At 60.2% G+C, this 14,007-nt stretch carries 11 protein-coding genes; 3 read left to right on the top strand and 8 right to left on the bottom strand.

Annotation, left to right across the window (positions count from 1 at the left end; all coding sequences use genetic code 11):
* The first annotated feature begins 29 nt into the window (after positions 1-29).
* Positions 30-1,118, top strand: a complete 1,089-nt coding sequence (locus L0U82_RS32115; protein WP_233837276.1) for a transporter substrate-binding domain-containing protein — start codon at positions 30-32, stop codon at positions 1,116-1,118.
* 364 nt (positions 1,119-1,482) lie between these two features.
* Here the strand turns inward: L0U82_RS32115 and L0U82_RS32110 are convergent, their stop codons facing one another.
* From L0U82_RS32110 to L0U82_RS32095, 4 genes are all read right to left on the bottom strand, one after another.
* On the bottom strand, positions 1,483-3,171 hold the full coding sequence (locus tag L0U82_RS32110) for an alkaline phosphatase family protein (RefSeq protein WP_233837275.1): 1,689 nt from the start codon (positions 3,169-3,171) through the stop codon (positions 1,483-1,485).
* Positions 3,172-3,410: 239 nt separating this feature from the next.
* Entirely contained in the window at positions 3,411-4,043 is a 633-nt protein-coding gene (locus tag L0U82_RS32105; RefSeq protein WP_233837274.1) for a glutathione S-transferase family protein, read from the bottom strand.
* A 39-nt stretch (positions 4,044-4,082) separates the two neighbouring features.
* Positions 4,083-4,829 carry an SDR family NAD(P)-dependent oxidoreductase gene (locus L0U82_RS32100; protein ID WP_233837273.1) on the bottom strand — a complete coding sequence of 249 codons (747 nt, stop codon included), beginning with the start codon at positions 4,827-4,829 and terminating at the stop codon, positions 4,083-4,085.
* A 49-nt stretch (positions 4,830-4,878) separates the two neighbouring features.
* Positions 4,879-5,625, bottom strand: coding sequence for an SDR family NAD(P)-dependent oxidoreductase (locus L0U82_RS32095; protein WP_233837272.1), 747 nt, complete (start codon positions 5,623-5,625; stop codon positions 4,879-4,881).
* A gap of 153 nt (positions 5,626-5,778) precedes the next feature.
* Between L0U82_RS32095 and L0U82_RS32090 the strand changes: the two genes are divergently transcribed.
* On the top strand, positions 5,779-6,678 hold the full coding sequence (locus L0U82_RS32090; RefSeq protein ID WP_233837581.1) for a LysR family transcriptional regulator: 900 nt from the start codon (positions 5,779-5,781) through the stop codon (positions 6,676-6,678).
* 119 nt (positions 6,679-6,797) lie between these two features.
* On the opposite strand, the gene L0U82_RS32085 is transcribed toward L0U82_RS32090, so the two are convergent.
* The gene (locus L0U82_RS32085) at positions 6,798-7,781 is read right to left on the bottom strand and encodes a formylglycine-generating enzyme family protein (RefSeq protein WP_442793689.1); all 984 of its coding nucleotides are present in this window, start codon (positions 7,779-7,781) and stop codon (positions 6,798-6,800) included.
* A gap of 37 nt (positions 7,782-7,818) precedes the next feature.
* On the bottom strand, positions 7,819-10,335 hold the full coding sequence (locus L0U82_RS32080) for an arylsulfatase (protein ID WP_233837270.1): 2,517 nt from the start codon (positions 10,333-10,335) through the stop codon (positions 7,819-7,821).
* Positions 10,336-10,997: 662 nt separating this feature from the next.
* On the opposite strand from L0U82_RS32080, the gene L0U82_RS32075 reads away from it, so the two are divergent.
* A complete protein-coding gene (locus L0U82_RS32075) occupies positions 10,998-11,414 on the top strand; it encodes a hypothetical protein (RefSeq protein WP_233837268.1) in 417 nt (138 codons plus the stop codon).
* 109 nt (positions 11,415-11,523) lie between these two features.
* Here the strand turns inward: L0U82_RS32075 and L0U82_RS32070 are convergent, their stop codons facing one another.
* Both L0U82_RS32070 and L0U82_RS32065 read right to left on the bottom strand, forming a co-directional pair.
* On the bottom strand, positions 11,524-11,868 hold the full coding sequence (locus L0U82_RS32070; protein WP_233837266.1) for a cupin domain-containing protein: 345 nt from the start codon (positions 11,866-11,868) through the stop codon (positions 11,524-11,526).
* Between the two features lie 183 nt (positions 11,869-12,051).
* Positions 12,052-13,842 carry an FAD-binding oxidoreductase gene (locus L0U82_RS32065; RefSeq protein WP_233837265.1) on the bottom strand — a complete coding sequence of 597 codons (1,791 nt, stop codon included), beginning with the start codon at positions 13,840-13,842 and terminating at the stop codon, positions 12,052-12,054.
* Positions 13,843-14,007: the final 165 nt, after the last annotated feature.

Genomic DNA, 14,007 nt, shown 5'->3' with positions numbered 1-14,007 from the left:
AGGCTATTCACGCACCCAGGAGCCACGCGATGAATGTCCTGGCACGGTGGGTCGTCGCGCTGACTTGCCTTGCGCTAACGGCGACAACCGCGGCACAGACTCCAGCGGATATCCCTCCCGCCACCACCTTGCGAATCGCGACCGCGCCGGTCGCTCCTTTCGTGCTGCCTCAAACCGCATTGCCCGAAGGTTTCAGCATTGACCTCTGGAACGAAATTGCGCGCCGCATCGGCGTGCAGTCATCGTGGACGAAACTGAGGACCCAGACCGAGTTGCTGGATGCAGTCAAACGTGGCGATGCCGACGTCGCGATCGCGGCGATCACGATGACACCCAAAGGCGAGAATATCGTCGACTTCACATTGCCCTATTTCGATTCGGGGCTGCAAATCATGGTGCGCGCGACGAATGAAAACACGTTCATGACATCGCTTCGGGCGATTCCATGGCTCGCCATCGGCCAGTTGCTAGCGATAACCATCGTCATCGTTTTTTTGCTCGCCAACCTGGTGTGGCTGCTCGAACGCAGACGCGACGAAGCTTTCCGGAAACCTTACTGGCGGGCTATCGGCGAAGGCCTTTGGGTCACGATGCTCATCATCGCGACGGGTGAGCACGGCGAGCGCGAAGCAGCGAGTGTATGGAAGCGTGTGCTGGTACCTCTGATGTGGCTCATTGGCGTCGTCCTGATTGCACAACTCACCGCGACCGTCACGTCCTCACAGACCGTGGCCCGCCTCGAGTCGAACATCCGCGGCCCGGATGATCTACCAGGTAAAGCGATCGGCTCGGTACCAGGCACCGTAGCCGCGGAGTACCTGGCCCAACGGGGCTTGTCGTTCGCCAGCGTGACCGGCGCCGACGAGGGTATCCGTATGCTCATACAAGGCGACGTGCAGGCGATCGTGTTCGACGCGCCAACCCTTCAGTACTGGGCAGCTCGACGCGGCAACGGCGCGCTGGCCGTCGTGGGCCCGATCTTTCGACCGGAAAAGTATGGCATCGCCGTTGCCAATGGCAGCGCGTTGCGCAAGCCCATCAATGAGGCGCTGCTCAGCATGTATGAGGACGGAACCTACGAACAGATCTACGGAAAGTGGTTCTCGCGAGGCAATTGAGCGGCTGTCTCCGTCCATTCGGGGGCGACGGCGAACACACCGAATCGACGGCGGATTCAACCGCTCGGTGCAACGGCTGGAGGCGACAGCTTTCAATTCAACAGCGGTCGTTGAATGAAGAATCGACGGAATTCACTCATCTCGTGTCTGCAAGAAATCGCCATACTTCGGCTGCTAGCCGCTCGCGTCGCGCGCTCCTCGGCAGCATAGTCACGGCCATTCGATTGATGAAACAGTCGGCTCTTACTCTTGCACAGTGCACTCATACAGAGGCGGCGTTGACCCGCTGTCGAGCAGGCGCACCGTGGCTGGCCCAGATTCGCCACGGCGCGCCACGACTCTTACGTCGCGGTCACATAGCGCTTCACTGCCCGCGGTCGAATTCCGGCAGCGGACGGGTCCCTTCCGCCGATACCGATTGCAGCAACTGCGGTTCGAGATCGAGCAGACGCAGAATGGTCGGGGCCACTTGCGTGGTCAGCACATGCTCGTCGTTGATCTGTCCCGCGTGGCGAGCATCCGGCACATACATCACGAGGCCGAGATGGCTGTCGTCCGGCGCATTGCCGCCGTGCTCTTCGTCCTTGGACGTGCTCGACGTATAGATCACGCCCGGGTTCGGCTGCACGATGATGTCCGGCGTGCGGCCGAGCGCCGGATCGCCGAACTCGCTGGCGAGTCGCGCGCCATGGAGGATATAAGCTTGCGGGCCATCCGCGCAGATGCCGGGCGCGCTGCAGCTCAGGTTGGCTTTCAGGGTCTTCACGACCGAGGAAAACTGGCTCTGGTCGCGCAGCCAGATCAGACCGACGTCGTCGGTCTGCACGAACCCCGTGCCGACGAGCCCGCTACCGTCGTTGAGATTGCCGCTTGTCGTGCTGTCCTGTCCGAACTTACCGTTCGGGTCGAGATAGTTGTTAGCCTCGAGCAGTTTGGTGAGCGTGTCGCCGTTCTTCACGAGTTTCGAGTGATCGGTCGGTGACTGGCCATGCTTGGCAGTGACGATGATCGCCGTCGAACCATACAGGTCGCGTTGCTTGAGTTCCGACACGATGCGCCCCAATGAGGCGTCGAGATACGCGATGGCGCCGGCGACTTGCGGACCGGGCGTGAAGCTCGTGTCGGCGTAGCCGCCGCCGGTCGCGACAGTGGCTTTCTGCGCAACGCTCAGCGTCTGGAAATTGGCGCCGAACACTGTCGGAACGGCGGCGCTCGACTTGCCGGTCGAATCTTTGCCGTCGATCTCATCGATCAACGATTGCACATGATAGTCGTCGAACTTTTCGGTGTGCGTGTAGCTGTCGAGATAGTTTGTGCCGGTCGCCGGATCGATCGAATTGATCTCGGTACGCGACAGGTCGTCGACACCCGCTCCGGATGGTCCGTTGAGCCAGTCGTAGCCCCACGCATGTTTGTCGGCCCACGCGGTGCGCGCGCCCTCGACGTTGGCCTTGATTACTTCGAATACCGTATTGGTCTTCAGGTAGTTGTGCGGATAGACGGGCGTGCAGACTCCGTTGACCAGCGCATGGGGAATCGCTTGCGGGTTGAACGCGCCGCCGCCGTCGAGATGCGTGAGTGCGCCGCCGTTTTCGGCGTCGATACCGGTCGTTTCATCGAACACGACGTTCCAGCCCGTCTTTCCAGTGCAGTGGCTATCCGACGGCGCATAGAGCGTGCGATCGTAGGACACGTCGTAGAAAAGACCGGCGGACTTCGGTGAGCCGCCTGTCACGAGTGCGGCAAGGCCAGGGAACGAATCGGACAGGCCCGGCGTGTGAGCGTTGGAATACGTCGTGCCGGACTTGGCGAGTAATGCAAGGTTCGGGCAGGTGTTCGCACCGATGCAACGCGCGACGTCCTGCTCGTGCAGACCGTCGAAGCTGATCAACAGCACGTGCTTGACCGATGCGCGATGGCGATCGCCGTTGCGATCGCCATCGTGATTGTGGCCGTCGTCGGCGCTTGCCGCTACCGCGTGCAGTCCAGCGAGCAGCACGGCGGCTGCACACAGCGCGCTTTGCTTGCGCGTCCATCTCCTGTTCGTCTTCATATTTCGTCCTATGTTCGTCAGGGAAACTTACGGGTCGTGCCTGATCAATGTGGGGCGAAAAGAAGTCAGTTACGTGACCTGCGGTTTTTATTTGACGAAGCGTTTTCTATAAGGCGTTCTTAAGGTTTAACGTGGTTTCGTTTTGCGGTGATTCGAATCGACTGTGAACGAGCCTGATGCGCCGGCGATCGCCTCAGGTCCGCGTTACTCGCGCTTGAGACAGTGAAGCAACGAACTCATCAAGCTGCCGCGCTGGGGCGCGCAGAAACCTGTTCGTACCATCTGCTGACAGCGACATGTTGCTCGGGAATCGACATCGCAAAAGCGCGGATGGCAAAATCCACCGCAACCAGCGCCGTGATGTCGGCAGCGGTATAGAGCTCGCCCGCAACGAACGGGACAATAGACAGTCTCGCCTCGAGATCGTCGTAGAAATTTGCCACGCGACGCTTGCTGCGTTCGACCAGTTCGGGAATCTGTTCGTACGCATGCGGCCCGGAAACGGCACGACCTTTTAGCCCCACCGCGGCGTTGCGCACGCCTTCCATCACCGCCGCAAATCCTTCCGTTTCCGCGCGTCGCTCCCACATGGCGACGATCGCCTTTTCCTGCGCTGTGGTTCCATACAAAGGTGTCTGCGCAAATGCATCGTCGAGGTAGCGCATGATGACCGGCGTTTCGCCGATAGCCGTGCCGTCGTCGAGCACGAGAGTCGGTACGACGACACGCGCATTGACGGATCGGTAAGCATCCGAAAACTGCTCCCTGGTCCCGAGATCGACAGGAATGAGCGGGACGTCGAGCTTCTTTTCTGCGAGCAGGATGCGAACGCGGCGCGAATTGGGTGACCCGCTGGCGTGATAAAGCTTCATGATTTTTTCTCCATTCTGGATTGGGATACGACGCTGCGATCAGAGCTTCGATCCGCCGTCCACATGCAAGGTATCGCCGGTGATCCAGCGCGCTTCGTCGGATGCGAGGAAGGCCACCGCCGCGCCGATGTCGTCTGGTTGCGCCATGCGCTTGAGCGCCTGAATGCCCATCGCGAAGTTTCGTCCTGCGTCGGTCTTCGCGAAACTGGACATATCGGTTGGCACCACACCCGGTGCAACAGCATTGACCCGGATGCCCCGCTCGCCAAGCTCAGCGCCAAAATGCTTGACGAGTGTGTCGATGGCGCCCTTGGTGGCCGCATACGCCGCCAGCGTGCCGAGCGCCGCGTGCGCGACCAGCGACGAAAGCAGCACGATGCTGCTGCCCTTGTGCATCACGGGCAGCAGTTGCTGAACCAGGAAAAACGGTGCGCGCACATTTACCGCGAACAGATTGTCGAAATGTTCGACAGTCGTTTCTTCAATCGTCGCCGCGCCGGCGATGCCGGCATTGGCAACCAGGATGTCGAGGCGTCCGCCGACGATCGCGCGCGTCCGCTGGGCGAGCAGGTGTGGACCATCGGCGGCGCGCAGGTCAGCGGCAATCTTCTCGGATGTGCCGCCCGCCTGTCTTATCTCCGCGACGACGGCGTCCGCCTCCTGTGCGCCGCGGCCGTAGTGCACCAGCACCTGGGCACCTGCCTTCGCCAGCGCAAGCGCACTGGCGCGGCCGATGCCGCGTGATGCGCCGGTTACCAGCGCGGTCTTGCCCGATAGCGTGTTCATGGTTCGATACTCCTGACATCCGAAGGTATGGGAAGGAAGAAAGCGTGGATCAGCCCGCGGTCTTGCCGCCGTCGACCGTGACGATCTGCCCCGTTACGAAGGCCGCGCCTTCGGACGCCAGATAGAGCACCGCTGCGGCGATGTCCGCCGGCTTGCCGATGCGCGCGAGCGGCACACTTCCCGCCAGCGTTGCCTTCCGTTCCGGTGTGCCGGTAAAGCGGTCGAGCATGCCGGTGTCGGTCGGTCCTGGCGCGACCGCATTGACGCGCACGCCTGTACTGGCCACTTCCAGCGCCGTCGATTTGGTGATCCCTTCGACGGCGTGCTTGCTGCCGGCGTAAATGGACGCATAGGCCGCACCTTCGTGGCCGTAGGTCGACGAGATGTTGATCACGCTGCCGGATCGTTGTGCCGTCATGACGCGCAGTTCGTGTTTGAGGCTCAACAGCACGCCTAACACGTTGGTGTCGAAGGTCGCGGCATAGCTTTCAGCGGACACGTCGGTTATCGGCCCAGGCGTGCCTTCCGTACCGGCATTGTTGACCGCGATGTCCAACCTGCCGAACCGGGAAACGGCCTGATCGACGAGACTGCGGACCTCTTCGTCACGGCGGACGTCGGCCTGAACGAAGAAGGCTTCAGAGCCCAGTCCGCGCAACTCGGCCTCGAGGGCTGCTCCCTCTGCGGGGCGACGGCCGGAGACGACGAGCCGCGCTCCGGAGCGGGCGAAAGCAATGGCGGTGGCGCGACCGATTCCGGTCAGCGCGCCGGTGACGAGGACGACGGGGCTGTTCATGAGAAACTCCTGTTGGGTATCGCTGTGACGCATGACTTATTGGCGTTCGCTGCGAGGGAAGTGATGACAAGAGTTAATCTACGCACTCCCTAGGTCGATTAAAAAGACTTTGAAAGCTTGGGTGCATGCCTGACAGGCATGGGGCGAGAAACCATGGAACTGCGTCATTTGCGGTATTTCATTGCGGTAGCCGAGACCGGCAGCCTGACGGAGGCGGCTGAAAAGCGGCTGCATACATCGCAACCGTCGTTAAGCCGGCAAATTCGCGATCTGGAGGATCAGGTTGGCGCGGAACTGCTGGTACGCAGCGCGCGCGGCGTCGAACTGACCGACGCGGGCAAGGCCTTCATCGATCATGCGCGGCTCGCGATAGCTCAGGCGGACGCCGCCATTGAGGCCGCACGGCGCGCAGCGCAGCCTGCGAAACCGCGCTTCGCGCTGGGCTTTCTGACCGGTCAGGAAATGACATGGTTGACCGACGCGATGCACCTGTTGCGTGAGGAGCTACCGAATATCGAAATTACCGTCTCCAGCGACTATTCGACGGAACTGGCCGCCGCACTGGCGCACGGCAAGCTCGACGTGGCGTTTATGCGAGCCGAGCCTGGATACGGTCTCGAGTACAAGGTCGTCACCAGGGAGCCGCTCGTCGTGCTGATGCCGAGCGACCATCCATTGAGTGCGCGCAAAACGGTGCGCCCGGAGGATCTCCGGCACGAGCCGTTCATCGCGATGGCGGACAAAGCCAAGGTGCTGAGACAGGTGATCGACGCTTATCTGGCCAGGTCGGGTGTCGAAGTGGACATCGTGCAAAGCGTCGACAATCCGGCGATGGTGATGTCGCTGATTGCTTCGATGCGCGCCGTCACGCTGATACCGGCCTATGTGCAGAACCTGATGCCATGGTCCGTCGTGAGCCGGCCGCTGGAAGGGGATGTCCCGATCATAGAGCTGGCTGTGGGTTACAGTCCGCGCAATATGGCGCCGATTGTCAGCCTGTTTCTGTCGCGGGTGGACGAATTGACCTCAAGGATCGCGAAGCGTTCAGCGTGACGCCGAAACGCCGAACGCAGCTTCGGATCTGGAATATGCGGCCGTTTCCGTTCGGCTTTCGGACGTTTGCTGCGTTAGTGTAAATGGCCGCTCCTGGCCGTCATCTCGCTCGCTGAAACTCAACCTCTCTCAACACGCACTACGCAGCGAAATCCGATATGGCTCGTAGACGTGTCGATCGATTCGGCATGGCGTGCTGCCGGGCGGTAGCGACGGCAATAGTTCGGTGCGCAAAGGTGCGAACCGCCTTTCAGCACTCTGCGGGGAATAGGAATCTCGGGCTGACAAGGGTCGTAGCTTTCCCCCTCTGCGCCGCCGCGTGGGTTCCGGGGGATGCAGCACGCCTTGGGCGCGTCGGCTGTGTGGCGGGTCGACCAGAAATCCGCGGTCCATTCCCACACATTGCCGATCATGTCATAGATGCCATAACCGTTTGGCGGAAAGGACCTCACCGGTGAAGTACGCTCGAAGCCGTCCTGCTTCAGGTTCTGATATGGAAACGCGCCTTGCCAGGTATTGGCCATCTGCTTTCCAGCGGGCGTGAACTCGTCGCCCCACGCGTATTCCGCGCTATCGAGACCGCCACGCGCCGCAAATTCCCACTCGGCCTCGGTCGGCAATTCCTTGCCTGCCCACCGTGCATATGCCTCGGCGTCGCAATAGGCGACATGCACCACGGGATCGTCGTCCTTTCCACTTATCGAACTGCGCGGGCCGTAGGGCCTTCTCCAATCGGCACCGAATTTGAACTGCCACCATTGCGTCCAATCGTGGAGGTCGACGGGGCCCTTCGGGGATGAGAAGACAAGCGACCCGGCCTGCAGCATGTGTGGGAGCGCGCCCGGATAGTCCTCGGCCCTCGGCGCGATCTCGGCGAAGGTCACATAATTCGTCGCGTCGACGAACTTGCGAAACTGGCGGTTCGTTACCGGCGTACGGTCGATCCAGAACCCGTCGACTCTGACCCGGTGCGCGGGCGCTTCCTCCGGGTAGTGACGATCCGAACCCATGCGGAATTCGCCGCCTGGGACCAAAACCATGTCGGCGAACGGATCTCGCCGTGAAGCTTGGGCTCGCCTGGAAACTTGTCTCTGTGAACTCATGGCAATGTGCCCCACCGGAACAGTCCCGAAACGATCGCTACTGGACCGACATCATCGCTTTCGCCAGACCGTCGCGCAGGCGTTGTTGCTCCTCTTCGCTTAGCTTCTGCGGCTGCAGGACCACGACGAATCGCTTGAGTTCGCCCGTGAACCTGAAAGGCATCTTATCCGCGTAATCTTCGACCACTGGAGTTCCTGTGTCCTCTCCAACGTCGAAGGTCTCGTCGAGAGAAATTCTGACTCCAATGGTTTTCGGAATCTTGACTTGTCCAAGCTGCTTTTCGTCCGCCAGCAGCGTCGCCGTTGCTCCCTTTCCAATGCCGCCGCCGTCGTAGTCGAATTTGACCCGGATGATGTGATGGCCCGCCGCAAGCGGCTGATCGGACACCACCACGAACTTGTGATCGGGCTGATTCGAGAACGCATAGGCGAATTGAGGCTTGCTGTCCTGCAGGAGCAGCGCCCAACCGCCGTACCTTCCGCCGATTGTTGCCAGCACCCCATTGGCGCCGCCCTCCGGGATCATCACGTCGGCAGCGGCCGTCCATGATTTGTTCTTGAAGTCCGGAGCCGAGCCCTCTGGAATGCGGATCATGCCCGGAAAATAAGTGAACTCGCTACGGCCGCGGGTCAGACTCGGCCGGATTGCAGGATCGGCGCGTGACGCGAAACTAGAATCCAACGGATAAACATTGTACTTTTTGGCCTCCACGTCGAAGGCGTGCTGAAGTTCCTTCAGCTTCTCGGGGTACTTGCTGGCCAGATTATTGGCCTGGCTGAAATCCGTGTTGATGTTGTACAGCTCCCATTTGTAATCGTCTGGGCTGGGCTCGGCCCCAATCGTCACCCATGGCAGGCGAAGCGGCGTCGTGCTTGCCATCCAGCCGTCCTTATAGATCGCACGGTTGCCTACCAGCTCGAAATACTGCACGGGATGCCGGGTCGGCGCCTTGGCGGCATCGAACGTGTACACGAGACTCACACCTTCGATCGGCTTCTGCTTCACGCCGTCGAGCATGACCGGCGGCGTGATCTTCGCCGCCTCGTAGATCGTCGGCGCAATGTCGATCACATGGCAGAACTGTGACCGCAGGCCGCCTTTATCCTTGATGCGTGCCGGCCACGAAATCACCATGCCGTTGCGAGTGCCGCCGAAGTGAGAGGCGACCTGTTTGGTCCATTGCATGGGCGCATCCATCGCGTGTGCCCAACCGACCGGGTAGTGGTTATACGTTTTGGGGCCGCCGAGTTCGTCGATCATCGACAGCAGAAACGGAATGCTTTCCGTGACACCATTCGCGGCGGTTCCCACCTCATTGGTCGTACCTTGAAGCGTGCCCTCGGCACTCGCGCCGTTGTCGCCCATGATGAAAATAACCAGCGTGTTGTCTTTCTGCCCGGATTCCTCAATGGCGTCGAGTACACGGCCGATGTGGTAGTCGGCATGTGACAGTGCGCCTGCATAGACTTCCATCATTCGGGCGTAGAGACGCTTCTGATCATCCGACAAGGAATCCCACGCGGGGAGTTGCTCCGGCCTCGTGCTGAGTTGCGTACCGGGCGGGGCAACACCGAGCTTGATCTGACGGGCGAGTGTCTCCTCGCGCACCTTGTCCCAGCCTTGGTCGAATTGGCCCTTGTATTTCGCGATCCAGTCTTTCGGCGCGTGATGCGGGGCGTGCGCGGTGCCGGTCGCGTAGTAAAGAAGCCAGGGCTTGCCTGGCGCGAGCGCGTGCTGCATCCGCATCCATGCAATCGCCTTGTCGGCAAGATCGCGATCGAGGATGTAGGTTGGGTCGCCGAGATACGGCTCAATCGGCTTGGTGTTTTCGTATAGTGCCGGATGCCATTGGTCGCTGTCGCCACCGATGAATCCATAGAAGTGTTCGAAGCCCAGGCCGTTCGGCCATAAATCGAATGGACCGACCTGACTCGACATCCAGTCCGGCACATTGTGCATCTTGCCGAACCATGAGGTGTTGTATCCGTTCTCCTTGAGAACTTCGCCAATGGAGCCCGCACTCTTCGGAACGAGCGAATCGTAGCCCGGATAGCCGGTCGCGAACTCGGTGATGACGCCGCTGGCCACCGAATGGTGGTTGCGACCGGTAATCAGCGCCGCGCGCGTGGGTGAGCAAAGCGCGGTGGTGTGAAACATGTTGTAGCGGAGGCCGCTGTCCGCAAGGCGTTGGAAATTCGGTGTCTGGATCGGGCCGCCGAAAGTGCTGCTTGCCCCAAACCCGACATCATCGGTCAGGATCAAAAGAACGTTCGGCGAACCGGCGGGCGCCGTGTATTCCTTCGGAAAGTCGGGGGTCGAATCCTTGGCCAGGCGTTCGATTTTGCCGTGAAACGGTGATTCGGGCCTTGGCAGGACGGAGCCGTCTTGAGGCGAGGCGCCAGAGGATGGCGTGGCCGCGCTAGCGCCAGCGGATCGCGAAAGCGCCGCTGACGCAGCAATAAGCGAGGCGGATCCGAGGAGACGGCGACGATTGAGCCCGTCTGGTGACAGCTGCGAGTCTGACTTCTCGTCTGACTTGTCCTTGCCCATCATGTTCTCCTCGACGTGCCACCTGGAATGGTGAGAGTCGGTTCGTGCTCGATGGCGGCCTTGACCGCCAGCCACCCGCCGATCAACAGCGCGACGATGCGCCTCAGTCATACGAACCCGATGCGGTGACAGCCCTACGTAAGTCACTGTTAAGTGTGTTCAGCGTTTCTGCCAATCGCAATGAGACTTTGGTCCCATATCCAACCAATCGCGCGCTGAAACCGGGCGCACTCCGTTACCCGTATCGCAATTGGAATCCGCTACCTTTGTCGGCGGCGCTTGGGTCGAAAACGCGCCGACGATCAATTCAATGGAAATGACCGATATAGAGGAGTAGAGCGGTCGTTTGAGCGTCCTCCCGATTGCGCCGACCACCGACCGGAACCGGCCGTACTGAGTCCGACTGCGTTCCGCTCAGTTCGACCCATTGGAGGCATTCGACAGCAACGCTCCAGTAATTGCATCTGAAAGCTTCATCCGACATAGGCAACGCAGCGGTCGAACTGGACCAGACCTGCGACGCCAACGATGACCTGGATCATGATGACCGGGAAATAGGGGGCAAACCACGGGCTTTTCCTGGATTTGGTAGGAACGATGAGGCGCACAATCCAGAGATCTGAAACATTCAACGCATTTCAACCCGACACCGGAGTCTGTTCGTCATGCAAGTTTCTAATCCCAACTCGTTGTCCAGCGACAATATTGCCGGTTCCGCTTCATTAGGTGGCGCAGGCAACAGCAACGCCCCATCGTTCCAGTCGTTGCTCGACCAATTGACCAATTACGTGAAGGAAACCCCGGGACAACGGATGTTTGATTCGATCCTCGCGCAACTTGGCATTACCCCGCAGCAGTTTCAAAACATGTCGCCGGCGGATCGCGAGAAAGTAGAAGAAAAAGTGAGAGAGCTGATGAAGAAGGAGGTCAAGGAACAACAACAGCAGCAACAACAGCAGGTGCAGAACCAGGTGCAGCAGTCAGCGTTGCAGCCGAATACTTCTTCGTCTTCTTCTTCATCGTCTTCATCTTCTTCGTCGTCGTCCAGGCACGATAAACGGTCGATAGACTTTTCCATCTAGCGTCTCGCCGTTCATCGAGGCGCACTGTCGCCCACGTTGGGCAGTATGGGCCGCGGCTGTGTAAAAACGCGAGACCAGACATCCGCGTTACCTGAGCGCGGACATACGTTCACGTTTGAACGCCACCTTCTGGACCGAAAAAGATTACCCAGGTCCTGAAGTCGTCACTGAAGCTCTCAAATCGATGATCCACATGAGCTGGTACGAAGAGCAGATCGCCGATAGTAAATTCACACACCTGGTCGGCGCGGCGGAAGGTGCCCGAACCTGAGGCGATGATGTAAAGCTCATCGCGCGTATGCGGCGACTGCGTGTCTGCACCTCGCGGCGCATACAGTTCAATCGACACATCGCCACGTTCGAATAGAACAGCAAACGGCGACGGCAGGTTAGGCAGCAGGCGAGATGCTTCTGTCTCTGAGATGTGAAGAACGTCGTCGGGGATGGTGGTCATAGTTAGTTTTTCTTGCTGCCGCCGCAAGCCTGGTTGGTTAATGGGCAATCATGCTTCACGCTTCGTGTCCGCATGCCATCGGTTTGATGGATGACTTGATTGTCGCATGCAGTATTTACGCGAATGACACAAGGCGACCTGGCGCAGTCTGTGATCCGAACGGGAACAACAACGCGTTAAAAATCACAACTGCCCAAGCGCAAAACCATCAGAACTCCAATCCTCACTACCTACCCCGTGATGGACGAAAAAGAAGCCATCCGGGTCGTAGCGCTCTTTAATCGTTTTCAGCCGCGCATAATTGCTCCCCCAGAACGCGTCGCGCCAGTCTTCGCGAAAAAAGTCGGTTTCCGAAATATAGGAGCCACTTGCCGGTGATAGTTCTTTGAGAACGGCCGCCGCCTTCGCGACGTTCTCGGCATTGCGATGCGCCTGCGTCATGTCGGGCGGCGTGATCGGCAGGCCAGCAAACGGTGGGGGACCACCTGCAGCCACGATCATTAAGGCAAAGGCGTCGGCGACTTTCGGATTCATCGCGCACCGGCGAGCCTGCTCATTCACCTCTGGCGGTGCGCCTGCGAGTCCCTTATTGACATGTAGTTCCACGGCCTGAAATTGGGCGGCAGCCATGAGCGCGTCGGCAAGCCGACCGCGTTGCGCGCGTTCGAGAAGAGTCGCGGGCAACCATTGCGACTCGTAGCCGTGCAGGAACAGTGACGCCTGATCTTCATCGCCTCGCCACCAGCCGTGGTTCGTGGCAGCTCCAGTCCGTGGGTCCGGCACCAATCCCGGGTTGGCCTTCAGATCCCACCAGCGGCGCGCCGGGCCGGCGCCGATGTGAGGTTCTTCATTAAAGGTGAAATCGACCGGCGAGGCTCGTACCCAATCGATGAAAGGTGCCCAGACCGACTTGACCTGTTCGTCGCTTAAGCCCTGACACACCATCGCCACGTGGACTTCGTCGTTGTGAAAAACAAGCTGCTCGCCCCAATGGGGGTTGAGCAGGCGGCCGGCATAGTGATCGACGAGCCGTCCAACCAGTTGCCGGTAAGCGTCCCGCGATGACGCTTTGACCTTGAACTCGGCCCAGCCAAAGTTCTCGGGCAGTTCGTGGGTCTGCAAAGTGATCCTGGTCACTACGCCAAAACTGCCGCCACCTCCGCCTTTCAGCGCCCAGAAAAGATCAGGCTCCCGCGATGCGTTGACCGTGCGGACAACGCCGTCAGCGGTAACGATCTCGGCCTGGAGCAGGCTCGCGGCCGCCAATCCGTAGCGCTTCGAGAATGATCCGAAACCGCCGCCGAGGACAAGACCGGCAACCCCCACGCTCGCACAGCCGCCGCCCTGAACGTATCGCCCTGCCTGGGTGGTGACAGCGTTGTAGACGTCGATCCACATGCAGCCCGCCTCCACGGTCACCGCCGGCGTCGGCGGCGTCGAGCAGCCTGATGGAATGAAGGCATCATGCAGGTCGATGCGGTTCATCGCGCGCGTCCAGATCAAAAGCGAATCCGGTGCATTCGAACCGCCGAGATAACTATGACCACCGCCTTTCACTACCAGCCGCAAATTGTGTTGGCGCGCGAAGTTGACGCCCGCAACCACGTCGGCGGTAGACCGCGCGGCTACGGCGTAAGCGCTCGCACGGGGTGTCCATCCGTCGAGCCAGCCTGAGATCTGCGTGCCACCTGGATCGTCCCCGAGTGCGATCGGATTTCGTGCTTCGCTGAGGCGGGCAAGACAACTGGGCGTACCAGGCGCTTGCGCACAGGTCTGCCAGATCGTCGTCGGTTGCAACAGATTTCCGCCAACCGCGCGACTCAACGCGTCCCATTCCTTCGCTGTCGGCCAGGCAGGATCGCCTGGTCGGATGCGACCTGTTGCAGCCGCGGCAGGCGTTGCGTCGGCGAAGACCGTGCCGGCGGCGAAGAAGGGCAGGGCAGCAACTCCCTTTAGAAGGCGTCGTCTCTTCATGACATTTCTTTTTCTTGGCGGGAGTATTTGTGAACGACTCGACCACGCTGGATCGCGCTCATTCGTGGAAATATCTCTTGAAGACAATCCGAAGCATTCGCTCGCAGGTCGCGCATCAATACATGCCGACCCGATGAGCCTCACCCCGCGGCAATACATCACCGC

Origin of the sequence: Paraburkholderia sp. ZP32-5 (assembly GCF_021390495.1) — a bacterium.
Lineage (GTDB): Bacteria > Pseudomonadota > Gammaproteobacteria > Burkholderiales > Burkholderiaceae > Paraburkholderia.
This window is presented reverse-complemented; position numbering and strand designations above follow the sequence as displayed.